Consider the following 24,055-nt stretch of genomic DNA (forward strand, 5'->3'; position numbering starts at 1 on the left):
AGCGAACCCTGTCAATATGAAACAAACTATGGTCGTCACCCAGCGTGATGTAACGGCGCGACGGGTACCGCAAGGTAATGTTGAAACCATTGCTGAGGGTGAATTTATCACTATCACCCAAGATTTGGGTGGCAACTATACGGTGACACGCCTTGGCAACATGTATCGCATCGACGGTACTGATGCAGACGCCATTGGGCGCAAACCTATGGTGTTAGATTTCAAACCCGCTGAGAATGGAAAAATTCGCGAGCAGCATGTTTGGGACGCTCTGGAGACTATCTATGACCCGGAGATACCGGTAAACCTTGTGTCGCTTGGGCTTATCTACAAAATGGAAATCGACCACGATTCTCACACAGTGAACATCGATATGACATTAACCGCCCCGGGCTGCGGCATGGGCCCAGTGCTGGTCGGCGACGTAGAATATCGGGTGGGTTTGGTTCCCCATGTAGAGCACGTCAATGTCGACTTGGTATTCGACCCGCCTTGGACTCGTGATATGATGAGCGAGGAAGCGCAGTTAGAAACTGGGCTATTTTTCTAAATTTTTATTTTGTAGGTGTGTGAATGTCTATCCCGAGCAGTACTGACATTGTAGAAGATCTCGAATTTTTCGATGATTGGGAACAACGTTATCAATATATTATCGATTTGGGAAAGGCATTGCCGCGTTTGGCAGATGAACAAAAAACCGATGAACGCTTAGTACGTGGCTGCCAAAGTAGCGTTTGGATGGTCTCTCGAGTTGAGGGCGACAAACTGCACTTCGACGTAGACAGTGATGCCATCATTGTACAAGGTTTATTGGCACTGGTTTTAGCCGCCTACGATGGCAAATCACCGGCTGACATTCTCGATTTCGATATCGATGAGTACTTTACTACCCTCGATTTAGAGCGTCACATCAGCCCAACTCGTGGCAATGGTTTGCGTGCAATTGTCGGTAAAATCAAACAATTAGCGACAGAAATGAGCTGATTGCAGCGTCGAAACCACGGATTGTGACACATTTGTCATAAAAAAGTGTGCATAAGGCGTGGCTTCTGCAAACAGAATTGCCTATAATTCGCGGCCAAAATTTCTAAATTAAAATCATTGGAGACAGAAAGATGGCGCTAGAGCGTACTTTTTCAATCATCAAGCCTGACGCGGTAGCGAAAAACGTTATCGGTGCAATCTACAACCGTTTCGAGACTGCTGGTCTACGTATCGTTGCTTCTAAAATGGTACACCTTAGCAAAGAACAAGCTGAAGGTTTCTACGCAGAGCACAAAGAGCGTCCTTTCTTTGGCGCACTAGTTGACTTCATGACTTCTGGTCCAGTGATGGTTCAAGTACTTGAAGGCGAGAACGCTGTAGTGAAAAACCGTGAAATCATGGGTGCAACTAACCCTGCTGAAGCGGCTGCTGGTACACTACGTGCTGACCACGCTGAGTCTATCGACGAAAATGCAGTACACGGTTCAGATGCGCCTGAGTCTGCTGCTCGCGAAATTGCTTACTTCTTCTCTGAAGAAGAAATCTGCCCACGTACTCGTTAATTCGATACCAAGCAGAAAAAAGGAAGCGTTGAGCTTCCTTTTTTTATGTCCGAAATAGACGGCTTTGTACAAGCCGTTTTCCGCGTACTAACGAGTACCAAAAATTTTATCACCCGCGTCACCCAAGCCAGGTAAGATGTAGCCTTTTTCATTTAAGTGGCTATCAACAGACGCGGTGTAAATTTCAATGTCAGGGTGCGCTTCAGTCACCGCTTTGATGCCTTCAGGTGCGGCAACCAGAAACAATCCCAATATTCGAGTACAGCCTTTCTTCTTTAACAAATCGATAGTCGCAATCAGGGTACCACCTGTTGCTAGCATAGGGTCGACGATTAACGCTGTGCGCTCTTCAATTTTGTTCACCACTTTGTCGAAGTAAGCAACAGGCTGAAGCGTCTCTTCGTCTCGATATAATCCAACCACACTGATTTTGGCATTAGGTACTAATTTCATTACGCCATCAAGCATCCCCAAGCCAGCGCGTAAAATTGGCACGACTGTAATTTTTTTACCTTTGATTCTGTCAACCGAAATAGCCTCGCCATTCCAACCTTCAATGGTGGTGGATTCCGTTTCTAGGTCTCGTGTCGCTTCATAAGTCAGCAGGTTGCCCACTTCACTCGCCAATTCTCGGAAATCTTTACTGCTAATATCGGCATCACGCATCAGGCCGAGCTTGTGTTGAATAAGAGGATGTTTTATTTCGTGAATGGCCATAATGTTCTGTCTTTGGAATAATTTGATGTGTAATTGTATAACATTTAAGACAATTTTTGCATTGGCAACGCATTTGTTTGTTTAGCTTTACTTCACTTGCCAACTGGAATTTAGATAATCTTGTTTTGTCTCGTAAAAACTCTGTTATCATGCTTTTACAAATGGGGAAGATAAACAGTCTTTCTACTTAATAGTCAATTGCTTAAAGCTAAAACGTATTATGCAAAAACGCCTATATGTTGTAAGTGCGCTGACCACCGCACTTTTGGTTGGATTGCCAAATTCGGCTGTGGCACAAAGTACGCCCTCTGAGTTTGCTGAGTTATCAATGCAGCAGCTACTCAATATTGAGCTGGAACCGTCAAACGCTGACGCAGGTGATAGTCTATGGCAATTTCAATATCAGCTCAGGCACGCCGAGTTTGATGGCTATCTTCATGGTGATTCTGATCTTACCGTGGACGAAGTATTGTGGAGTGGTCCGCAAGAGGTAAGAACCCCTAACAATTATCCCATTGTCCCAACAGTCATCATACAAAACGTTCATTTGTTCTCTATCTCGAGAGAGTTTTCTGACAATTGGTCAGTGTCGCTGTCAGTGCCTTATATCAGTCAAGAAACAGACCACATCAGTATTGTTCCCGATTACGAAACATTTTTATTAAAAACCGATGGCGTTGGCGATGTCGTAGTGAAAGGGAATTATCGTTTTTCCTCTTCCGACACTGGTAGTTGGTCGGTGGGAGCGGGGTTAAGCTTACCCACTGGCTCTATTGATGAAGTAGGCGACACCCCAAGAGAGGTAGGCGACCAACCTTTGCCCTATACCATGCAACTGGGCTCAGGGACATTTGATATTCCCGTTGATGTGGCTTATCACCACTCGGGGGCACATCACTATTCAGTGTCTCTGTCGGCAATGCTGAGAACGGGCCGAAACGACGAGAACTATCGACTCGGTCACTCTATTGCCGCGAATGCCAGATATTACTGGTTTGAAAACAGTGAAATACAGGTATTTGCTGGTCTAGGGGCATCATATCGTCAGGCGATCAGTGGTAGAGATGACCGTTTATTGGTCGATGGGCCATTCCCTTTTCCTGCGAGTATCACAAATCCTGACAATTACGGTGGCAAGAAGCTCTCAACTACGTTGGGCGTGCTGTGGAATATCAATGAACAATTCAAGTTGTCGGTCGATTTTACGAAGCCGATTTATCAACACCTAAATGGCCCACAGCCCCAAGAGACTTGGTCAAGTAGCCTGTCTTTGGTCACGCGTATTGAGTAGTAGAAACATGAAACGTAAGACTCAGTACTTGGCCATTGGATTACTAGCGTTGTTTTCAACGAATGGCTACGGTCAGGCGTTAACGAAGGAAATGAAATTAAAATCGGCTTATATTTTCAACTTTGCTAAGTACATTGATTGGCCAGCAGACGAGCTACCGGTAAGCGTGTGTATGCAGGGTAATGACGCCATGAGAGCCTTTATGACCGATTTGGTTCGCGGACGACGAGTAGGGCAATCAAAAAGGGCGATTCAGGTGGGTCCCTTTCCTGCCAGCTCTGCAAATACGCCGTGTGATATTGTTTTTTTGACACAAAACGTCGACGCCAATTTGTGTCAACGAACGGACGTCTTAGTGGTGGGCAACGACAGAAACATCGAAGTGTGTACACCGCTGTTTTCTTTTTTTGAGAGTGATAATAAATTGCGGTTTGAAGTAGATTTACCGTCACTTCAAACTAGCGGAATTAAAGTGAGCTCAGAGCTATTGAAATTGGCGAAGATTAACAATGGTAAGTAAGGCAAGGCGGTTTTCATTTTTCAGCAAGCAGCTCATTGCAGTATTAGCGATCAATACGTTTACTTTGGCTGTTACCGCTGTGCTCTTGCACTCAAATTTTATCGACAGTTACAAACAAAGCCTAGTCGATGTAACGCGCAGTAAAGCGGCTATTATTTCTCAGTCAACCGCATCCGCTTTGCTGTTTGACGACGAGGTCAGCGCAGGGCTAATACTCGGCACACTAGAGCAGCATAATTCAACTCGATTTGCGGTCATTTTTACCCAAACGGACCAAGTTTTCTCATCCTACAAGCGGGCCAATATTGAAAACATGGTGACGGCAGCGTCAATGTTGCAATCCGACGCCGATTTCATCGATAACAACCTATATGTTCAGCAGTCAATAACCTTTGCCGGCGAAGAGTTAGGGCGCTTAGTACTTTCCGTAGACACCTTGGCACTGCAACAACAAGAACGCCGCTACACCAATATTGTATTGTGGGTGTTTGTGATTGCGACAGTCTTCGCGTTGATTCTCAATTGGCGGTTGCAAAAGCTTCTCACACGGCCAATTAATCGGCTTATGAAGTTGGTACGAGACGTCGATCACAAACAAAAATACGACGCTCGGATTGCGATTAAACGCAACGATGATATGGGTGAGTTGTTCAGTGGCATAAACAGTATGCTCGACACGATTGAAGATCACAGGCTGCAATTACAAAGTCAAAACGATAAACTTGAGAGCCTAGTAGAGCTGCGTACAGAGCAGCTTTTTCATCGCGCTAACTTTGACGCCTTGACCCAATTGCCCAATCGCCATTTGCTGATTGACCGAATCGAGCACGCGATAGAAAACGCCACGCTCGCCGAAGAGAGATTGGCGGTAATGTTTCTCGATTTAGACCGATTTAAGGTTATCAATGATAGCCTTGGCCACTCAGTTGGCGATCAGTTGTTGATTGCTGTGGCGCAAAAACTATCGAAAATCATGCACCGAACTGACAGTGTATGCCGTTGGGGAGGTGACGAATTTGTGATTCTGCTCGAGCACAATCCAACCCACGATGAGTTGACCGACATCGCGAAACTGATTACCAGTACGTTAGCCAAGCCCATTGAAATATCCGGTCACCAGTTACACGTATCGACGAGTATTGGTATTGCTGTGTTTCCTGACGATGGCGCTGAGGCCATGAATTTATTGAAGCATGCCGATATCAGTATGTATCAGGCCAAGGAGGCGGGTCCTGCTCAATACCGCTTCTTTGATAAATACATGCTCAACGAGAGCGTTGAACGGCTGTCGATAGAAACGAACCTGCGAAAAGCACTAGAAAGCGACCAATTCCATATGGTGTACCAGCCTCAATACGATACGAAAACTCAGTCGATATCGAGTATGGAAGCGCTGATACGCTGGCATGACGGCAACCAGTATATTCGGCCCAATGAATTTCTGCCTGTCGCCGAGGAAATCGGTTTGATCAATGCATTGAGTCTTTGGGTCGTCGATAGCGTATGCCAACAAATAGCGCAATGGCGAGCATCGGGTATCGAATTAGTGCCTGTCGCCATTAATTTACCTGCTTCGCTGGTCGTGCAGGCTGAGTGCGCGAGCACCATAATGAATATTCTGGCTCGACATCAGGTCTCGCCTCATTGTATCGAGATTGAAATTACCGAAGAGACTTTCATAAGTTCAATTGAACTGGCAACCGATACCTTGGCTCAGCTCAAGAAGGAAGGGGTGAGTGTGGCACTGGACGACTTTGGCAAAGGCTATTCGTGTTTAAGCTATATCAGTCAGTTACCTCTGGACCGATTGAAAATCGACGGAAGCTTTGTCGCTAAACTCGGCCAAGACAGAGCGAATGACGGCATAGTACAGGCGATAATCACGCTTGGGCAAAGTTTAAACCTAGCGCTTGTTGGAGAGTGTGTTGAGACTGCTTCTCAATGCAAAATGCTCACTGATTTACACTGTGATTATCTACAAGGTTACTTGTTGAGCCGCCCATTACCTCCACAAGAGGTTGCAGAATTGATGAAACACACCGAGTCCAACTCTTAACGCTTGCCATGGCGTTGAAATGAAAGTGTATGACGGGGTGACAAAATGCCCCGTGACGCTGTATCAACCCCCGCTGTTATGGTAATATCCGCGCAATTTTGGCTAGTCTAAAGCGTAAGTACCCTAAAGAAATAACGCACCTTTGCACAAAGGGGGTTTTATCCGGTATTTATTTGCTTCTAGCCCTGCGAATTTATTGAACATTTTTAGCTAATCGCTGTCGCATTTTATGCACGTGCAAAGCCAGCGCTGAGATAGGTCGTCAACATGACAAAAACGAATTTATTGAATCTGAATCGAGAAGGAATGCGAGAGTATTTTGCGAGTATCGGTGAAAAACCGTTTCGCGCCGATCAAGTGATGAAATGGATTTATCAGCATGGCATCAGCGACTTTGAACAAATGTCCAACCTAAACAAGAAATTGCGTGAAAAATTGCAAGCGTCTTGCGAAGTTGTCGCACCAGAAATTGCCTACCAGCAAAACGCGACTGACGGCACTATCAAATTTGCCCTTAAACTAGAAGGTGGTCAAGAAGTCGAAACCGTTTGGATTCCAGAAGCCGATAGAGCAACATTATGCGTATCGTCTCAGGTAGGTTGTGCACTGGAATGTACGTTCTGTTCAACTGCGCAACAGGGTTTTAACCGAAACTTAACGGTCAGCGAAATTATTGGTCAGGTTTGGCGAGTAGCAACAACATTGGGATTGTCCAATGATACGTCAAAGCGCCCAGTTACGAATGTTGTAATGATGGGAATGGGCGAACCGTTACTCAACTTGAAAAACGTTGTACCGGCAATGGACATAATGTTGGATGATTTCGGTTTCGGTTTATCCAAGCGTCGGGTGACATTGAGTACCTCGGGTGTCGTACCCGCATTGGACATGTTGGGTGACCAAATTGACGTTGCATTGGCTATTTCTTTACACGCTCCCAACGATACGTTGCGCGATGAGATAGTACCGATCAACAAAAAATATCCAATCGACGTGTTTCTTGCTGGCGTAAGGCGCTACTTGAGTAAGTCTCGTGCCAACCAAGGTAAGGTTACCGTCGAGTATGTGATGCTAAGTCACATTAACGATAGCACTGACCAAGCTCATGAACTGGCAAAAGCACTGAAAGATACGCCGAGCAAAATCAACCTGATCCCGTTCAACCCATACCCGGGCTCACCGTATACCTGTTCGAGCAATTCGCGTATCGACCGATTCGCTAAGGTGTTGATGGAATACGGCTTTACTGTCGTTGTGCGCAAGACTCGAGGCGACGATATCGATGCGGCATGTGGTCAATTAGTTGGTGATGTTGTCGACCGAACCAAAAGAATGTTGAAAAAACAGATGAATGGAAAGCCAATTTCGGTAAAAATGGCACAATAACAATCAATTGCGTGATTTGGACTGCCTATGCGTGTTTTACTTGTTGCAACATTACTTCTTCTCACCGGCTGTGTGAGCGAACCTCAACCGAGGGGCTTTGCCGGTGACGATTTCAATCAGACTGATGCAGCGAAAACACGCATATCTCTTGGCCTAACGTATTTAAAAAATGGCAACTTTAGCCAAGCCAAGGCGAACCTTGATAAAGCACTAGAATATGCCCCTCGATTAGCGAACGCGCATTACGCGCTGGGCTATTACTACCAACAAGTGGGTGAAGTCGCCAGAGCAGAAGAAGCATTTGATAATGCGTTGTCTCTAGCGCCAAGAGATGCTGACATCGCCAATAGCTACGGGGCGTTTTTGTGCCAACAAGGGCGCTATAAAGAAGCCACGGAATTTTTCCTCAAAGCCGTTAACAATCAGCAATATGCTAATTCAGCTGAAACCTATGAAAACATGGCGTTATGTGCTCAAGGGCAAGGTGAACTGGAAGACGCTATCAAGTATTTCCAAATGGCGCTAAACCACCAACCAACCAGAGCGAAATCACTGTTGTTGCTTACCCAAGCCTATGTTGCATCAGAGCAATGGGAAGAGGCAAAAGCTGGCCTGCGTCGATATGAAAGAGTAGGACGAGTGACACCAGATACGTTGTGGTTGGCCGTTGAAATCGCGAGAGGGCAAAAAGACTTTGATACGGCAGAGGGGTATGGCGAAATGCTGAAGAGCATGTATCCGGATAACCCGCTAACCAAGCGTTATGAAGACACCCAAGCTCAACAGCCTGTGATAAAAATCTCACAAAAGAAAAAGGCCGTCGCGACTCAGCAAGAAACACAAGCATTGGCGCCAAAACCTGTTGAAGTGGTGTCAACATCAGTTATTGACAAAGTGGAAACTAACGATAAGCCGGCGAATTCAGAACCAGGTGAGGTAGCGCAAGTTGAAACCGAAGCTGTTCAGCCCCAAGTAGAAAAAGAGGCGGTAGTAAAACAACGGCAAACTGTTGATACCGACGTTACTGAGAACGGTAATCCGGTCAAACATATCGTGCAAAAGCAACAAAATCTTTACCGGATTTCATTGCAATACAATATTAAAATGGCATCGCTGCAAGAGTGGAATAATTTGAGCGATGCAGGCGCAATTCGAGAAGGTATGGTGCTTTGGTTAGTGCCACCAGAACAGCAAGTTGAATAGGTAGTACAATGGATTCAGAAGCAAGGTCAGCTGAAGAACAAGAGAATACATTACCCAGTCCGGGTAACATGTTGCGACAAGCACGAGAGCAACGCCAACTCTCGGTGCAGCAGATCGCAGAAAAGCTGTACTTGAAAGCCGAGCAAATATCGGCAATTGAGAATGACGTCATTGACGATGCCACTTCACTGACTTTCGCAAAGGGTTACGTTAAGCTCTATGCCAAACACGTTGGGCTCAATGAAAGCGATGTGGTTAGTGCGTTTGAAACGCGTCATACGAGCCCTCAAGCACCCGCTAAATTACAAAGCTTCTCGCGCAAGGTGGCTAATCAAGCACAAGATGACCGTTGGATGATGGTTACCTATGCTATCTTGGCGGTCATTTTAGCCGGCGTAGTCATTTGGTGGTACCAACAAGATGGTGATACTGGACTATTCTCGCAGATTACCTCATCAAGCGCTGAAACCGCACAAACCGAACAAGCGGATATCGCGGAAGGCGAAAATGACGTATCACAAGCGCCTGCTGCAGTATTGCCTAACGAAGTTCAAAGCATTGAAGCAACGAGCGAAGCGCTGGAACAAAACCAGGGCGATACGACGCTACCTTCAGATGTAGCTCAGCTCAGCGAATCAACAGATCTAAATAGTACGTTGCTCTCTGGTGAGGACAACAAGGAAGCATCTAATGCAGCTATCGATGGTGCGGCGCTGGACACGCAATTAACTGAAACAGAAAGCCCGCAAGTGGCAACTGAGCAAGGTTCATCTGATAGTATCGTATCCAGCCTGGTACTGACCTTTGCAGATGACTGTTGGGTGAGTATTGAAGATGTCACCGGTGAACGCGTAGCCTACGGTACCAAGAAGGCGGGCAGAGTGATGCCTGTACCCGGTAGCCCACCCTTTTCCGTTACCTTGGGGGCTCCCCAAGTCGTTAGTATTGAATTCGAGGGAGAGCCCGTTGATATGAGCCAATTTCCTACTGGCCGCACAGCGCGTTTTAGCCTTCCTCTACAGGAATAAACATGTTTGCAGAAAGCCCAATAACACGACGCAAATCTACGCGCATCAATGTAGGCAATGTCCCCATCGGCGACGGTGCTCCCATTGCCGTGCAATCGATGACGAATACATTGACAACTGACGTGGATGCAACGGTAGACCAAATTAACCGCATTGTAGGCGTAGGTGGCGAAATTGTTCGTGTGTCGGTACCGACAATGGATGCAGCCGAGGCGTTCAAGCACATCAAACAACGAGTTGACGTGCCACTAGTGGCGGACATTCATTTTGATTATCGCATCGCATTGAAGGTCGCTGAGTACGGCGTGGATTGTTTGCGTATCAATCCTGGAAATATCGGAAACATGGAACGTGTGAAATCGGTTGTCGACTGTGCCAAAGACAAAAATATCCCGATTCGAATCGGCGTGAACGGTGGTTCTTTGGAACGCGATTTACAAGAGAAATACGGTGAGCCAACACCAGAAGCGCTTGTTGAGTCTGCCATGCGCCATGTCGACATCCTAGATAAACTCAACTTTGACCAGTTTAAAGTTAGCGTTAAAGCATCTGACGTGTTTTTAGCGGTGGGTGCTTACCGTCTGTTGGCAAAGCAAATTGAACAACCACTGCATTTGGGCATTACCGAAGCAGGTGGCCAGCGCGCAGGCGCGGTGAAAAGTGCCATTGGGCTTGGTATGTTATTGTCTGAAGGGATTGGCGATACGTTACGAGTGTCTCTTGCAGCCGATCCGGTTGAAGAAATCAAAGTTGGGTTTGATATCTTAAAATCATTGCGCATTCGTTCTCGCGGTATCAATTTTATTGCTTGTCCAAGTTGCTCTCGTCAAGAATTTGATGTAATCGGTACGGTCAATGAGCTTGAGCAACGCTTGGAAGACGTGCTAACTCCAATGGACGTATCCATCATTGGATGTGTCGTGAATGGCCCAGGCGAAGCGGAAGTGTCGGATCTGGGCTTAACAGGGGCACGTAATATGAGCGGTTTTTATCTCGATGGGCAACGTCAAAAAGAGCGTTTGGCCAACGACGAACTAGTGTCTCAACTTGAAACGCGAATTCGAGCAAAAGCGGCACAACTCGATGAGAAGAATCAAATCCCAGTTACTGTAAAAGAAGCGTGATTTACGCGTCTTTGATTGTTGTTTAACCCTAAAGCCCCTATAATGCGGGGCTTTTATGTATAAGTTGTATGAGACCCTCAGGTGGCTAAAACTATCCAAGCTATTCGCGGAATGAATGATTGTCTCCCAGAACAAACGGGAGTGTGGCAGCGTGTTGAAAGTACGCTTCGTCAAGTCGTCGCGAATTATGGCTATCAAGAAATTCGCACGCCCATTGTAGAGAACACCGCTCTTTTCAAGCGCTCTATCGGTGAAGTGACTGATATTGTTGAAAAAGAAATGTATACCTTTGACGATCGCAGTGGCGATAGTCTGACTCTTCGACCTGAAGGAACCGCCAGTACGGTTCGCGCAGGAAACGAGCACGGTTTACTTTACAATCAACAACAGCGTTTGTGGTACATGGGGCCGATGTTCCGCCATGAGCGTCCGCAAAAAGGCCGTTATCGCCAGTTTCATCAGTTTGGTGTTGAAACCTATGGTTTGGACGGTCCGGATATCGATTTAGAAGTCATTTTGTTGTCCGCTAGATTGTGGAAAGTATTTGGCATATCTGATGCGGTAACGCTAGAAATAAACTCTCTGGGTTCAAATGAAGCCAGAGCTCGCTATCGCGACGCGTTAGTTGCCTTCTTGTCTGAACACAAAGACCAGTTGGACGAGGATTCTCTGCGCCGTTTAGAGTCCAACCCTCTGCGTGTACTCGATAGTAAAAACCCGCAAGTCCAAGCGTTAGTCAAAGATGCGCCTGTACTACTGGACCACCTAGATGAAGAATCTAAGCAACATTTTTCACTTTTATGTGAACGTTTGACGCAAGCGGGAATCGAATTCAAAGTTAACCCCAAATTGGTTCGTGGTTTGGACTACTACAACCGCACGGTTTTTGAGTGGGTAACTGACAGTCTTGGTGCCCAAGGTACAGTTTGTGCTGGTGGCCGTTACGATGGCTTGGTTGAGCAGCTTGGTGGTAAGTCGACACCAGCGGTAGGTTTTGCCATGGGAATGGAGCGTTTGGTACTGTTACTTACCACGCTTGAGACCATAAATGTGGATGCCAGCAATGCCGATGTGTATATCACTGCAATGGGCGATGAGGCGGCAGGCTTTGCTATGCAGGTGGCAGAATCGTTGCGTGACGCCAGACCGAATTTGCGAGTGATGATGCATTGTGGTGGCGGTAACTTTAAGAAACAGCTGAAAAGAGCAGATAAAACCGGTGCTCAAGTGGCTATCTTAATCGGCACCGAAGAAATGAACGCGAAGCAAGTGGGTGTTAAACCCTTGCGGAACGACAAAGAACAAGTCGCAGTAAGTGTTGATGCACTTGCTGATACATTGGATACTTTTTTAGAGTAATACCCATTAGCCGGCACTGTCGGTAGTATTAGAGGTAAGTAATGGAACAGTTTGCAACAGAAGAACAACAAGTAGAAGCGATCAAAAAGTTTTGGAAAGACCACGGCACTGCAATAATCATTGGTGCAGTCGTGGGTTTTGGCGGTTTAATTGGATGGCGCGAATATGACGAGTCGCAAATTGCGGCAAAAGAAGCGGCATCAGAAGCGTATCAAACTGCAGTAGAAACCTTAGTTGATGAAAACGGCGAGGCCAACGTATCGGCGTTTATTAGTTCAACAACGGATTCGGGGTACGCTGACATCGCTGGCTTGGTATTGGCTCAGCAAGCGGTCAATGAGGGTGATTTTGAAAAAGCGGCAACGGAATTGGCTCGCGTCTTCAATTCGCCTATCGCGCCTGAGGTTTCGGCTGTTGCAGGTTTGCGACTTGCCCGTGTTCAGATGGAACTTGATCAAGCAGACCAAGCACTGGTCACACTTAATGCCATTCAGCAAGCGTCTTTTAAACCACAGGTTGAAGAATTGAAAGGCGATGCCTACGTAAAACAAGGCAAACCTGAACAAGCTCGAGTGGCCTACACAGCGGCACTTGAATCTAACGAGAATAATCGTTTGCTACAGATGAAGTTAGACAATTTATCGTTACAAACTGACGCGTAAATGGCACAGGAGTAACGGAATTATGTTCAAAACAAATACATCGTTTAAAGCACTGCGCCAAGTTGGTGTTGCTGCACTTACTCTTGCAGCGTTGTCTGGGTGCAGCACGATTGCGGATTGGTTCGCGGAAGAAGAAGAGATTGAGATTCGTCGCCTTAAGCCACTCAATGCTCAGTTTCAACCTTCAGTGGTCTGGGATACCGATATCGGCAAAGGCGTGTCAAAGTACTACTCTAATCTTCGCCCGGTATACGGCTACGAGAAGCTTTATGTAGCGGACCGTCATGGCAAGGTAAAAGCGTTGGACCCGCAAACGGGCAAACCCATATGGCAGCAAGACTTTGCGATTTTCCGTGACGAAGGCTACCTATCTTCCATTTCCAATTTATGGAAAAGCGGCGAGTCGGCGAAAATCAGCGGTTTGGTACTAGGTTATGACAAACTATTTGTCGGTACCGAAAACGGGGTGGTTATTGCGCTTGATGCGCAATCAGGTGAACCGGTTTGGGAAACTGCCGTTAAAGGTGAAATCTTAGCGGCTGGCTCTATCGACAACGGCACGCTAGTGCTCAATACCGGCTCAGGTACTATGTTCGCCCTTGATACCGATTCAGGAGAGCAATTGTGGCAGCATGAATCTGATGTGCCTCCACTGAGCTTACGTGGAATTTCTTCTCCGGTTGCGTCAAATGGCGGTGCGATCGTTGGTACGGCTTCTGGTAAGTTACAAGTTAATATTTTGGACTCAGGCTTACCGGCGTGGGAAGCAACCATAGGCACACCAACGGGTGCTACTGAGCTTGAACGTATTGTCGACGTCGACACGACGCCACTTGTATACGCGGGAATGGTTTACGTTGTGTCATACAATGGCACATTGGCGGCAGTAGAATTGCGCAGTGGTCGTGTGGTTTGGAAGCGTGAGTACGGCTCTTTCCGCAATGTGACTATGGATGGCAATCGCTTATTCGTCACTGATGTCAATTCAAATGTATATGGCCTTGATCGTCGTAACGGCGTTGAATTGTGGTCTCAGGGTGGCCTAAAAGGGCGTGTTTTGACTGCACCACAACCGTTTGGTGACTATATAGTGGCAGGGGATAAGTACGGCTTCCTGCACTGGTTCACACAAGAGAATGGTGATATAGTCGCGCGCCTCGAAGTAGGCAGTGATGACGAGGATGAGTCGATTTACGTGAGTCCTCTCGTCGTAGACGACAAATTAATTGTTGTTACTCGCCATGGTGAAGTCAACGCGATCACTATGCCGAACCAGTAATGGTTGCGTAGTCGAGCTGGTTAACCGCTCATTTACGTTTATAATTTATAGATAGTCTTCAGCCGCGTATGTACGCGGCTGATTTGTGTCAGCCAGTAGTGCTGACTCATTCATTTTTAATACCGGATACTCTTCATGTTACCAGTAGTTGCTCTTGTGGGTCGCCCGAATGTTGGCAAATCCACTTTGTTCAATCGATTGACTAATACTCGGGATGCACTTGTTGCGGATTTCCCCGGTTTAACTCGAGACCGTAAGTACGGTCAGGCTAAGTTTGACCAACGTCAGTTTATTGTGGTTGATACAGGCGGTATCACTGGAGATGAAGAAGGTATCGACGCTCACATGGCACAGCAGTCACTGCTCGCTGTAGAAGAAGCTGATGTAGTGTTGTTTTTGGTTGATGCTAGAGCCGGTGTGTTGCCAGCGGATCTGGGGATTGCTGATTACCTCAGACGAACACAAAAGCAGATTTACCTTGTCGCGAATAAAGTCGACGGCATCGATGGCGACAGTGAAAGTGCTGAGTTTTATTCTCTTGGCTTAGGTGACGTGCATCAGATTGCTGCCGCACATGGTCGTGGTGTTAGTCAGTTGTTGGCAAAAGGCTTAGCACCTTTAGCAGAAGCCTTCCCAGATATGACCGCTGAAAAAGAGGTTATCGATGAGGAAGAAGATGCACAGACACAACTTGAGCGTATCCAATCTCAGCCTATTAAGCTTGCAATTGTAGGTAAGCCGAATGTGGGTAAATCAACGTTGACCAATCGCATTTTAGGTGAAGAGCGTGTTGTTGTTTACGATATGCCAGGCACGACCCGCGATAGTATTTATATACCGCTGGAACGAGATGAGCGCGAATATGTCATTATCGATACTGCTGGGGTAAGAAAACGTAAAAAAGTGACCGAGGCAGTAGAGAAGTTCTCTATCGTCAAAACCTTACAAGCCATTGAAGAAGCGAACGTTGTTCTGTTGGTCATTGATGCTAGAGAAGGAATATCTGATCAAGACCTGAGTTTGTTGGGCTTTGTGCTTAACTCTGGTCGCTCTTTGGTACTGGCAGTCAATAAGTGGGATGGGTTGGATACCGACATTAAAGATGAAATCAAACGCGAACTAGATCGACGTTTAGGTTTCATCGATTTTGCGCGATTGCACTTTATTTCTGCTTTGCATGGCACAGGCGTGGGTAACTTGTTCGAGTCGGTTCAAGAAGCGTACTTGAGTGCAACGACTCGAGTGAATACTTCTATGCTGACGCAAATTATGGAAATGGCTCAAGATGACCACCAGCCGCCATTGGTACGCGGACGGCGAGTAAAAATGAAGTATGCCCATGCGGGTGGTTATAATCCCCCAGTCATTGTTATTCACGGCAATCAGGTTGAGGACTTACCAAGTTCCTATAAGCGTTACTTGATGAACTATTATCGCAAGTCGCTCAATGTAATGGGCACTCCAATTCGCATAGAATTTAGAGAGGGTAGCAACCCATTCGAAGGCAAAAAGAACCAACTAACACTTGCGCAGCAAAGAAAGCGCAAGCGTATGATGGCGTTTCACGCTAACAAAAAATAGCTAATAAAAAAGCCGCGTTATGCGGCTTTTTTATTGGCAAGTATCGGTATACGTCATTGATGCGCAATTTGCCTCAGCTCTGCCATTAATTCGGATTCACCGGGCACATTCATTAACGGTAAAGTCCGGCTGACCAAATCATCGGCAATTCGCGGTGGAAAGGTGCCACTAAACTTTACTATCTTATCTTCCATTTTGAACACATAGCTGGTGGCAAACATGGGTTCACCATTTGTACCTGTTGCGCTCAGTGCTAAGCGATAACCACTATTACCTGCACTTTCAAAAGGGGAGGGCGGTACATCAACAACCAATGGTGTTTGCCTCGCTTCTGCCACCATTTGCGCTTGATGCAGTTCATTTTGCATCTCAAAATTCAGCAAATCAGGCAACGGCGTATTGATATCTTGCAAAATAGGATAGACAGTAATGTCCATGACTGCATTTTCGTATATCGGATGGATATAGCGCGAAATCACACCTTTAAATGGGTCAGGGTAAAGTTGGGTATCGGTGTTTTCAAATTCTCCGATATTAGCGGGGATTTTTAAATCTCGTTGATAATCACTCGCTTTCAGTGCTGCAAACAGGTAGCTTGGCGTAAAAATCCCTTGAGATTCGGACGAATCGGCCCATTGTTCCACGACTTGTGACGCCAATTTTGCATTGTCAGGATCGGTTTGAGTGGGAACGTCGAGCTCAAACATTTCACTGTGAATTTCCAATCCTCTCCACTGAAGTGATATTTCAGTGAAATAGGTTGTAGTGTCAGCGCGGTAACGTTGGTCACCCAACACGCTGCCTTGGAATTTTTGCCAAGATGTGCGTGCAACCTGCGCAGCTTCATTGGCGATCAATACCTGATAATCGTGTTGGTTACTTGAGGGTAAAACATCGACAAAACGCTGGCTTTGTTTCAGGGCATTGAAAAATGCCTCCGCTGGAATAGCATCTTCCACACATGGCGAGTTACTGTTTTTGGACAAACACTGATTGGAACCCGCTTCGCTCATGTAAGACGAGAAAAAGTCTAGTGCAGGACGCACAGCATTTACCTGTGTTTCCTGCCCTTCCTTGGGAGATTGGCGCTGTTCGGCGTTATCGGTTAGGTACGGCGTTTGTTGACAACCTACTAACCCCAACAATGCGCTAGTAATAAAAAATCGCTTCACTCAATCTTCACAATAGTTGATGAGCCCGTAGTGTGGACCATGATTTCGCCCAGCACAACTTTTAATTTGGGGTAAATTTTGGATATTCACCCCATGATTACGTCCATTTTCCGCAAGATTCACGACGTTGTTTTTCCTGCTTACGTTCTAACCACTTGTATTGTCGTGACTAATCTCACTTACCGTACTGACAATTTCGCCTTGATGTAGTTTCGTTTTAATGGTGTCACCTACGGTGAGTTGCTCAGAATTTACGACAGATTTATCATTGTGAAACGTGATACTGTAGCCCCTTCCGAGTGTGGCCAATGGGCTTACTGCGTTGAGTTGATGTGCAGTATACGCGTGTTGTTGCTTCAGACGGCTCAAGTAAACTTGAGTTGAGCTGACTAACCTATTGGTTAGACTTTCTTGTTTCTCTCTCAATTGTGCCAGCGCATACTTTGGATTGTGCTGACTCAAACGGTTGTCCAAACGGCTCAGCGCTTGGCGTTTGGCGTTCATACGGTGCGTGATTTGATTCTCTAGTCGAAGTGTAAGCCTGTCGAGCCATTGAATCTGGTTTTGAATGCGCACCGAGGGGTGCTCAGTTTTGAGGTCTCGTTGCGCAATGGCCAAGCGATGTTGTCTTTGATGCTGTTGAGTCTGCCAACTTTGAAGTAAGCGATTAAACAAGGATGTGACGGCGTCTTTTAGCACTTCTTGATCTTGGCTGAGTAGTTCCGCACCAGCCGACGGTGTCGGTGCTCGCATGTCTGCGACGTAATCCGATATTGTGACATCAACCTCGTGGCCAACGGCACTGACAATGGGAATCTGGCTCTGTCGAATTGCCCTCGCGAGCCTCTCGTCATTAAAGCACCATAAATCCTCAAGCGACCCGCCGCCGCGAGTTAACAGTATGACATCGACTTCTTGGCGACGGTTAGCCGTTGCAATTGCCTCAATCAGTTGGGCTGCCGCTAGTTCACCTTGAACCATGGATGGGTAGACGATGATAGAAGTAGTAGGGCTACGTCGCTTTAATACTGTGAGTGCATCGTGTAATGCAGCGCCGCTGGATGACGTAATGATACCAACTCTACTAATGGTATTCGGCAAAGGCTGTTTGATATCGGAGGCAAACAACCCCTCGTTGTACAGCTTCATTTTTAGTGCTTCGAAGGCTTGTTTGAGCGTTCCTTGTCCTTCTTTTTCGAGGTGCTCAACGATCAGCTGGTAATCTCCTCTTGGCTCGTACAAGCCCACGCTGGCTCTAACCAGCACTTTATCTCCTTCTTTGGGTAATTGTTGAATGCGGCGGTTGGCATTTTTAAACATGGCTGCTCTAACCTGAGCTTTATTGTCTTTGAGCGTAAAATACCAGTGACCAGAAGCGGCCCGCACAAAGTTGGAGATTTCAGCCGAGAGCCAAATCAAACCAATTTCGCTCTCTAACAACATTCGAGATAGGCGATTTAACTTGGTTACCGTAAGGATTTGGCGGTTTTCTGAGGAAGAATTCGTAATCATGCAAACTATTTTCTATGTTAATGACAAATAGAGTTTACCTGAATAATAAAAAACACTACAATTGCGCGGCAATTAACCCTCACTCCTAAAGGTGTTGTTGCATGCTCAGAATTGTTCAAGAAGCGCTTACTTTTGATGACGTATTGTTAGTGCCTGGCCACTCAAACGTTCTTCCCCACACTGCGAATCTGCAGACTCGTTTAACTCGTGGTGTCACATTAAATATCCCTATGGTTTCCGCCGCTATGGACACAGTTTCCGAAGCGAGGTTGGCTATTGCTCTTGCTCAAGAGGGCGGTATTGGTTTTATTCACAAAAACATGACGCCAGAACAACAGGCAAATCACGTTCGCGAAGTTAAGAAATATGAAAGCGGTGTGGTTTCTGATCCCGTTACAGTGACAGCTGATGCGACAATCGGCGAAGTGATTGCAATGAGTAAGAAGCTGGGTTACTCCGGTTTCCCTGTTACAGATAGTGACAACAACCTTATTGGTATTGTGACTGGACGTGACTTGCGTTTCGAAACGCGATTGGATGAGTCAGTCAGTAAAGTCATGACGCCAAAAGAGCGTCTCGTGACGGTCAAAGAAGGCGCTGATTCTGACCAAGTCCTCGATTTAATGCATGAACACCGTATCGAGAAAATTTTAGTCGTCGATGATGCTTTTAAACTCGCCGGCCTAATTACCGTTAAAGACTTCCAAAAAGCGGAAAATAAACCGAATGCGTGTAAAGATTCATTAGGACGTTTACGGGTTGGTGCCGCGGTTAGTGTTGGCCCAGGTACCGATGAGCGTATTGCGTTGTTGGTTGATGCAGGCGTTGACGTATTGCTTATTGATACGTCTCACGGTCACTCTCAAGGTGTGATTGAGCGAGTGAAAAAAATCCGTGATAGCTACCCAGACATTCAGCTTATTGCGGGTAATGTAGCAACAGGCGAGGGAGCGAAAGCGCTCGCTGATGCAGGCGTCGATGCTGTAAAAGTGGGTATTGGCCCAGGTTCGATTTGTACTACTCGAATCGTAACCGGTTGTGGTGTGCCGCAAATTACCGCGGTATCTGATGCAGTTGCGGCACTGGCTGATACTGATATCCCTGTTATTGCCGACGGTGGTATTCGTTATTCGGGCGATATTGCTAAAGCTATCGCCGCAGGCGCGAGTTGTGTCATGGTGGGCAGTATGCTTGCTGGAACTGAAGAGGCACCGGGTGAAGTAGAGCTGTATCAGGGGCGTTACTACAAGTCTTACCGCGGCATGGGCTCTCTTGGTGCAATGAACCAAAGCCACGGTTCATCAGACCGTTATTTCCAAGACAGCAAAAACGCGGAAAAATTGGTGCCAGAGGGCATTGAAGGGCGAGTGGCATACAAAGGACCGATTGCGAATATTATTCACCAGCAGATGGGTGGTTTGCGCTCAGCAATGGGTCTTACCGGATGCGGCACGATCGATAAGATGCGTACAGAAGCCAAGTTTGTGCGCGTGACTGCCGCGGGCATGGGTGAGTCTCACGTCCATGACGTTAGCATCACGAAAGAAGCACCAAACTACCGATTGGGTTAATCCACAACATTTCTATGCAGGGCTGAATTTTTCAGCCCTTTTATTTTTTATTATGACAGGCGAGAAACATGACCGCGAATATACATGATCAACGTATTTTGATTTTGGATTTTGGTTCCCAGTACACCCAGCTCATCGCGAGACGTGTAAGGGAAATTGGCGTTTATTGTGAGTTGTGGGCATGGGATGTCACTGAAGAGCAAATTAAAGCGTTTAATCCTAACGGCATTATTCTATCAGGTGGCCCTGAATCAGTGACAGAAACAGGGTCTCCAAGAGCGCCTGAATATGTATTTAATGCTGGCGTACCTGTGTTGGGTATCTGTTATGGTATGCAAACAATGTCTGAACAGCTTGGCGGTAGCGTTGCGGGCTCAGATAAACGCGAATTTGGTTATGCACAGGTAGAAGTGATTGAACAATCACCATTGCTGGCGCAAATCGAAGATCACATCAATAGCGATGGCAACGCCTTGCTCGATGTTTGGATGAGTCATGGTGATAAAGTCGCCACGATTCCAGATGGTTTTGTTACCGTCGCGCAAACACCATCGTGCCCGCATGCGGCAATGTACAACGAAGAAAAGCAATTCTACGGCGTACAGTTCCACCCTGAAGTCACGCATACTCGCCAAGGTGAAAGGTTACTGTCGCACTTTGTGTTGGACATCTGTCAGTGCGAAAAACTGTGGACAGCGGGCGCTATCATCGAAGATGCCATTGCTAGAATTAAAGCGCAAGTAGGCGATGATGAAGTGATTCTTGGGTTATCTGGCGGCGTTGACTCATCTGTCACTGCGATGCTATTGCACCGTGCGATCGGTCCCAAACTCACCTGTGTATTCGTGGATAACGGCTTACTTCGATTGAATGAAGGGCAACAAGTGATGGATATGTTTGGTGATCACTTTGGGCTCAATATCATCAAAGTGGAGGCGGAAACGCGTTTCTTGAATGCGCTTAAAGGCGAAGAAGACCCAGAGAAAAAACGCAAAATTATCGGTAATGAATTTGTTTACGTTTTCGATGAAGAGGCGTCAAAACGGGTTGATGCTAAATGGTTGGCGCAGGGTACAATTTATCCAGACGTAATTGAGTCAGCAGGCTCTGCAACGGGTAAAGCCCATGTCATTAAGAGCCACCACAATGTCGGGGGCTTGCCTGAGGATATGACGCTAGGGTTGGTTGAACCATTACGCGAATTGTTCAAAGACGAAGTGCGTAAGATCGGTTTGGAATTGGGCTTACCTTATGACATGTTGTATCGCCACCCGTTCCCTGGTCCTGGTCTAGGCGTGCGCGTATTGGGTGAAATCAAAAAAGAGTATTGTGATTTACTTCGCCGTGCTGATGCCATCTTTATTGAGGAACTGTATGCGGCTGACCTTTACCACAAAGTTAGTCAGGCGTTTACCGTCTTCTTACCTGTGCGTTCTGTGGGTGTGATGGGTGATGCTCGCAAATACGATTGGGTTGTGTCGCTTCGCGCTGTCGAAACTATCGACTTTATGACTGCACATTGGGCTCATCTTCCGTATGACTTCCTTGGTAAGGTTTCAAACCGTATCATCAATGAAATCGATGGGATATCACGAGTGGTTTACGACATTTCTGGTAAACCACCAGCGACGATTGAGTGGGAGTAATTTGTAGATAAACGTTACTTAACCTGCTCTGTACAGACTCAAGTGAGCCCGCTGTTTTTAGCGGGCTTTTTTGTTGCTGTTTGAGCGTCGAACAATAAATAGTCTATTTTCTATAACAACTAATGCAATATTTGTTGACGATTTTAGTTTGTCCACTTTGGCTTAAGGACGAGGCCTATTATTGTTAATGTTGTTATAAATTTTGACCTTGTGGAACACGTACTCAGTAATAGTTAGGTTAGTTTTGTTGGCATTCCAATAGAACTGTTTGAGTGTAAAAAAGGGGTTGTTATTCGCTGATAGTTCTGGGGGTATTGCAGCGGCATAGACGAGATACCGTGCTTAATGACGTAAAATGAAAAGTGTTTCATGCATTGATACTAATGTATGTGACAACTTGTATCGAACTTATCTTGGGAGCGCGTACAAACCACAGGTAAGTACGTTTATGTATACTATGGGGTTAGAGAGTGAGCACGTCGTCGATTGTTTTTTCGGAGTAAAACTTAGTGGTAAACACTAAAACGCCCGATGAAATACATCGGGCGTTTAAAAAGCAAATAAGTGTCGACTTATTCTAGGACCAGTTTTAAATCTAGTGTTTCGCTAGTGAAGACTACTTTTTAGAAGATTTTCTGCGGCGAAGAGCAATGCTAACCAAACCCAAGCTCAGCAATGCTACTGTTGCTGGTGACGACACATTAGTGGCGTTATCGGCATCTTGTTGAGTACGAAATCCGTTGGTTCTTATGTTATCGATTGAGAAAGCCTCTGTGAAACCACCAGTAGCGGTTTGGCTAAATCTTATCGTAGTAAATGAAGTATCACTTACGAATCCGAAAAAGTTGATAAAAGTTGTAGCATTGGAGGGAACGTCCAGTGCAAATGGTGCTTCGCTATCGAATTGAACACTGTAGCTGTCAGTTCTATCTGAATCAGAGAAGTCGAATGCGAAAGCCGTAATGGGCGCGAAGAAACGAAACACCAAATCTGGTCCATCTAATGTACCATTAAAAAACAAGCGTTCACCCCATGCAACACTGTTTGTACTATTAATAGATGTTCCAGATGCGCCGTTTACCTGAGCAGCACTCGCAATTCCGGCACCTTGTTGTGAGCCGATAACTGATAAACCAAATCCGTCGAAAGCGCGCTCTACTCCGGGAGTCAATTGGCCAATAGATGAGGCATCAAAGGTTTCAAGGGTTGTGGTTCCGCCCGTCAAGGCAGCATTGAAAGATGTTACGTCGTTATATTCGATAATAGCTGCGCTAGCATTGAAGCCAAGCAATATCAAAAGAGAAGATACAATTGTCTTTTTCATTTTACATTTTCCTTATGTTAGTCATAAATTTAACAACTGGTCAAAATTGCACCAAAGCCTATAGCATAAACTTTGCCATTATTTAAATGCTTGTTTTTTATGAAGTTAATATTTACGTTTTCGTTTTGATATCAAATTTGTAAAAAAAACTGACGATAGAATGTATTTCTTAGCACAAATTGGTGCTTTCAGTAGGATGGAGAATAGCGATAAATTTTAACTCTTCGGGCCTTTTAGATCGGTGTGAAATATGACCAGCTATAAAGAACCAATAATGCATGAACATCGGACTATGATGGCGTTAAGCTTGCCCGCCCCAAACACCATTGTGTAGTAGACACGTCTCAATAATTAAAAAGCTCAATAGCTCTAGTTCGACACTTTTTATACGGCGTTAAAGCGGCATTAATTATTTAGATAAAGGCCCAAATAAAGAGGAGTAAGCACTGAGCATTTGACGTTACATCGTAAAACATGACGGCGCTTTTTAGCGGGCGGTCAGTATAGCCAGTGATGCAAACAATACCAACCCACAATTAAGTTCCTTTGCCTGATAGAGCCCTTGAAGATCTCTATTGGTGGCTTAACTGTATTAATGTCTAGTCGGAATTTCGCTAACAAATTGACTATATTCGGTACTTATGGAGTAAGGCGGGTCAAAGAGTACGAAGTATTTGTGCAAATCATTTAAACGTATCTACGTACAAGGATTCAACCTTGTCTCTCGCCCACTGCGTTTTTCGTAGGAATTTCAATGAACTTTTTATCGATGGGTCGTTGCTAAAACAGTTAATTCTTACTTTGGTATATAACGTATCCCAACCATAATGCTCGACTAATTGAGTAACGACTTTTTCTAATGTGATGCCGTGCAACGGATTGTTTGGTTGTTGGTTCATGGTGTAATGCCAATAGTAAAAGGGCAATACTAGCATAGCGGCTCGTAAATGTATGAGTAGTGATAGTAATAACAATAACGGGTATTAATGTGTAGCATTGTACAGATTTACTTGAGCGTGGCACATTGGGGGGCTGCGAGCTTCGCTTATCGTTGTTACAGTCGTTTTTGCTTCGTCT

At 45.9% G+C, this 24,055-nt stretch carries 21 protein-coding genes; 16 read left to right on the top strand and 5 right to left on the bottom strand.

The genetic code is table 11. The annotated features are described in order from the left end of the window. The first annotated feature begins 16 nt into the window (after positions 1 to 16). The 3 genes from sufT (at position 17) to ndk (ending at position 1,547) form a co-directional block, all read left to right on the top strand. A complete protein-coding gene (gene sufT / locus AC27G9_RS00085) occupies positions 17 to 550 on the top strand; it encodes a putative Fe-S cluster assembly protein SufT (protein ID WP_487069761.1) in 534 nt (177 codons plus the stop codon). Positions 551 to 573: 23 nt separating this feature from the next. Next, entirely contained in the window at positions 574 to 984 is a 411-nt protein-coding gene (locus AC27G9_RS00090) for a SufE family protein (protein ID WP_487069763.1), read from the top strand. Between the two features lie 131 nt (positions 985 to 1,115). Then, a complete protein-coding gene (gene ndk, locus AC27G9_RS00095) occupies positions 1,116 to 1,547 on the top strand; it encodes a nucleoside-diphosphate kinase (protein ID WP_487069765.1) in 432 nt (143 codons plus the stop codon). A gap of 87 nt (positions 1,548 to 1,634) precedes the next feature. Here ndk and upp read toward each other — a convergent pair whose 3' ends face one another. Continuing rightward, positions 1,635 to 2,264 (bottom strand): uracil phosphoribosyltransferase, encoded by a 630-nt coding sequence (gene upp, locus AC27G9_RS00100; protein WP_487069767.1) that lies wholly within the window; start codon positions 2,262 to 2,264, stop codon positions 1,635 to 1,637. Between the two features lie 220 nt (positions 2,265 to 2,484). Between upp and AC27G9_RS00105 the strand changes: the two genes are divergently transcribed. The 11 genes from AC27G9_RS00105 (at position 2,485) to der (ending at position 15,753) form a co-directional block, all read left to right on the top strand. After that, positions 2,485 to 3,555, top strand: coding sequence for a transporter family protein (locus tag AC27G9_RS00105; RefSeq protein WP_487069769.1), 1,071 nt, complete (start codon positions 2,485 to 2,487; stop codon positions 3,553 to 3,555). Between the two features lie 7 nt (positions 3,556 to 3,562). Beyond that, a complete protein-coding gene (locus AC27G9_RS00110; RefSeq protein WP_487069771.1) occupies positions 3,563 to 4,075 on the top strand; it encodes a YfiR family protein in 513 nt (170 codons plus the stop codon). Next, positions 4,065 to 6,131: a bifunctional diguanylate cyclase/phosphodiesterase gene (locus AC27G9_RS00115; protein ID WP_487069773.1), complete on the top strand. Its 2,067-nt coding sequence runs from the start codon at positions 4,065 to 4,067 to the stop codon at positions 6,129 to 6,131. The genes AC27G9_RS00110 and AC27G9_RS00115 overlap by 11 nt, the downstream gene beginning before the upstream one ends. 267 nt (positions 6,132 to 6,398) lie before the next feature. Further along, positions 6,399 to 7,517, top strand: a complete 1,119-nt coding sequence (rlmN, locus tag AC27G9_RS00120; protein WP_487069775.1) for a dual-specificity RNA methyltransferase RlmN — start codon at positions 6,399 to 6,401, stop codon at positions 7,515 to 7,517. A 27-nt stretch (positions 7,518 to 7,544) separates the two neighbouring features. Continuing rightward, entirely contained in the window at positions 7,545 to 8,720 is a 1,176-nt protein-coding gene (gene pilW / locus AC27G9_RS00125; RefSeq protein ID WP_487069777.1) for a type IV pilus biogenesis/stability protein PilW, read from the top strand. Positions 8,721 to 8,728: 8 nt separating this feature from the next. Further along, positions 8,729 to 9,748: a RodZ domain-containing protein gene (locus AC27G9_RS00130; RefSeq protein WP_487069779.1), complete on the top strand. Its 1,020-nt coding sequence runs from the start codon at positions 8,729 to 8,731 to the stop codon at positions 9,746 to 9,748. 2 nt (positions 9,749 to 9,750) lie between these two features. Beyond that, positions 9,751 to 10,872 carry a flavodoxin-dependent (E)-4-hydroxy-3-methylbut-2-enyl-diphosphate synthase gene (gene ispG / locus AC27G9_RS00135; RefSeq protein ID WP_487069781.1) on the top strand — a complete coding sequence of 374 codons (1,122 nt, stop codon included), beginning with the start codon at positions 9,751 to 9,753 and terminating at the stop codon, positions 10,870 to 10,872. An 81-nt stretch (positions 10,873 to 10,953) separates the two neighbouring features. Further along, positions 10,954 to 12,231 carry a histidine--tRNA ligase gene (gene hisS, locus AC27G9_RS00140; protein ID WP_487069783.1) on the top strand — a complete coding sequence of 426 codons (1,278 nt, stop codon included), beginning with the start codon at positions 10,954 to 10,956 and terminating at the stop codon, positions 12,229 to 12,231. Between the two features lie 41 nt (positions 12,232 to 12,272). Continuing rightward, complete coding sequence (locus tag AC27G9_RS00145; protein ID WP_487069785.1) at positions 12,273 to 12,893, top strand: YfgM family protein; 621 nt, start codon at positions 12,273 to 12,275, stop codon at positions 12,891 to 12,893. Positions 12,894 to 12,915: 22 nt separating this feature from the next. Then, positions 12,916 to 14,172: an outer membrane protein assembly factor BamB gene (gene bamB, locus AC27G9_RS00150; protein WP_487069787.1), complete on the top strand. Its 1,257-nt coding sequence runs from the start codon at positions 12,916 to 12,918 to the stop codon at positions 14,170 to 14,172. Between the two features lie 135 nt (positions 14,173 to 14,307). Beyond that, entirely contained in the window at positions 14,308 to 15,753 is a 1,446-nt protein-coding gene (gene der, locus AC27G9_RS00155; protein ID WP_487069789.1) for a ribosome biogenesis GTPase Der, read from the top strand. A gap of 53 nt (positions 15,754 to 15,806) precedes the next feature. On the opposite strand, the gene AC27G9_RS00160 is transcribed toward der, so the two are convergent. Together AC27G9_RS00160 and xseA are read right to left on the bottom strand one after the other, a co-directional pair. After that, positions 15,807 to 16,925 (bottom strand): hypothetical protein, encoded by a 1,119-nt coding sequence (locus AC27G9_RS00160; protein WP_487069791.1) that lies wholly within the window; start codon positions 16,923 to 16,925, stop codon positions 15,807 to 15,809. A 147-nt stretch (positions 16,926 to 17,072) separates the two neighbouring features. Then, positions 17,073 to 18,437: an exodeoxyribonuclease VII large subunit gene (gene xseA / locus AC27G9_RS00165; RefSeq protein ID WP_487069793.1), complete on the bottom strand. Its 1,365-nt coding sequence runs from the start codon at positions 18,435 to 18,437 to the stop codon at positions 17,073 to 17,075. 101 nt (positions 18,438 to 18,538) lie between these two features. Here xseA and guaB point away from each other — a divergent pair, with 101 nt between their 5' ends. Together guaB and guaA are read left to right on the top strand one after the other, a co-directional pair. Continuing rightward, positions 18,539 to 20,008, top strand: a complete 1,470-nt coding sequence (gene guaB / locus AC27G9_RS00170; RefSeq protein ID WP_487069795.1) for an IMP dehydrogenase — start codon at positions 18,539 to 18,541, stop codon at positions 20,006 to 20,008. Between the two features lie 68 nt (positions 20,009 to 20,076). Then, on the top strand, positions 20,077 to 21,654 hold the full coding sequence (gene guaA, locus AC27G9_RS00175) for a glutamine-hydrolyzing GMP synthase (RefSeq protein WP_487069797.1): 1,578 nt from the start codon (positions 20,077 to 20,079) through the stop codon (positions 21,652 to 21,654). Between the two features lie 616 nt (positions 21,655 to 22,270). On the opposite strand, the gene AC27G9_RS00180 is transcribed toward guaA, so the two are convergent. After that, positions 22,271 to 22,978 (bottom strand): PEP-CTERM sorting domain-containing protein, encoded by a 708-nt coding sequence (locus AC27G9_RS00180; protein WP_487069799.1) that lies wholly within the window; start codon positions 22,976 to 22,978, stop codon positions 22,271 to 22,273. Positions 22,979 to 23,661: 683 nt separating this feature from the next. Continuing rightward, complete coding sequence (locus AC27G9_RS00185; protein ID WP_487072017.1) at positions 23,662 to 23,877, bottom strand: VF530 family protein; 216 nt, start codon at positions 23,875 to 23,877, stop codon at positions 23,662 to 23,664. Between the last annotated feature and the right edge of the window lie 178 nt (positions 23,878 to 24,055).

Source organism: Alteromonas sp. 5NS40-0096, from assembly GCF_057544385.1.

What these genes read in the sequence shown, in the direction of transcription:
- sufT (WP_487069761.1), top strand. Translation starts at nt 17, where the DNA reads ATGAAACAAACTATGGTCGTCACCCAGCGTGATGTAACGGCGCGACGG.
- AC27G9_RS00090 (WP_487069763.1), top strand. Translation starts at nt 574, where the DNA reads ATGTCTATCCCGAGCAGTACTGACATTGTAGAAGATCTCGAATTTTTC.
- ndk (WP_487069765.1), top strand. Translation starts at nt 1,116, where the DNA reads ATGGCGCTAGAGCGTACTTTTTCAATCATCAAGCCTGACGCGGTAGCG.
- upp (WP_487069767.1), bottom strand. Translation starts at nt 2,264, where the DNA reads ATGGCCATTCACGAAATAAAACATCCTCTTATTCAACACAAGCTCGGC.
- AC27G9_RS00105 (WP_487069769.1), top strand. Translation starts at nt 2,485, where the DNA reads ATGCAAAAACGCCTATATGTTGTAAGTGCGCTGACCACCGCACTTTTG.
- AC27G9_RS00110 (WP_487069771.1), top strand. Translation starts at nt 3,563, where the DNA reads ATGAAACGTAAGACTCAGTACTTGGCCATTGGATTACTAGCGTTGTTT.
- AC27G9_RS00115 (WP_487069773.1), top strand. Translation starts at nt 4,065, where the DNA reads ATGGTAAGTAAGGCAAGGCGGTTTTCATTTTTCAGCAAGCAGCTCATT.
- rlmN (WP_487069775.1), top strand. Translation starts at nt 6,399, where the DNA reads ATGACAAAAACGAATTTATTGAATCTGAATCGAGAAGGAATGCGAGAG.
- pilW (WP_487069777.1), top strand. Translation starts at nt 7,545, where the DNA reads ATGCGTGTTTTACTTGTTGCAACATTACTTCTTCTCACCGGCTGTGTG.
- AC27G9_RS00130 (WP_487069779.1), top strand. Translation starts at nt 8,729, where the DNA reads ATGGATTCAGAAGCAAGGTCAGCTGAAGAACAAGAGAATACATTACCC.
- ispG (WP_487069781.1), top strand. Translation starts at nt 9,751, where the DNA reads ATGTTTGCAGAAAGCCCAATAACACGACGCAAATCTACGCGCATCAAT.
- AC27G9_RS00145 (WP_487069785.1), top strand. Translation starts at nt 12,273, where the DNA reads ATGGAACAGTTTGCAACAGAAGAACAACAAGTAGAAGCGATCAAAAAG.
- bamB (WP_487069787.1), top strand. Translation starts at nt 12,916, where the DNA reads ATGTTCAAAACAAATACATCGTTTAAAGCACTGCGCCAAGTTGGTGTT.
- der (WP_487069789.1), top strand. Translation starts at nt 14,308, where the DNA reads ATGTTACCAGTAGTTGCTCTTGTGGGTCGCCCGAATGTTGGCAAATCC.
- xseA (WP_487069793.1), bottom strand. Translation starts at nt 18,437, where the DNA reads ATGATTACGAATTCTTCCTCAGAAAACCGCCAAATCCTTACGGTAACC.
- guaB (WP_487069795.1), top strand. Translation starts at nt 18,539, where the DNA reads ATGCTCAGAATTGTTCAAGAAGCGCTTACTTTTGATGACGTATTGTTA.
- guaA (WP_487069797.1), top strand. Translation starts at nt 20,077, where the DNA reads ATGACCGCGAATATACATGATCAACGTATTTTGATTTTGGATTTTGGT.
- AC27G9_RS00180 (WP_487069799.1), bottom strand. Translation starts at nt 22,978, where the DNA reads ATGAAAAAGACAATTGTATCTTCTCTTTTGATATTGCTTGGCTTCAAT.
- AC27G9_RS00185 (WP_487072017.1), bottom strand. Translation starts at nt 23,877, where the DNA reads ATGAACCAACAACCAAACAATCCGTTGCACGGCATCACATTAGAAAAA.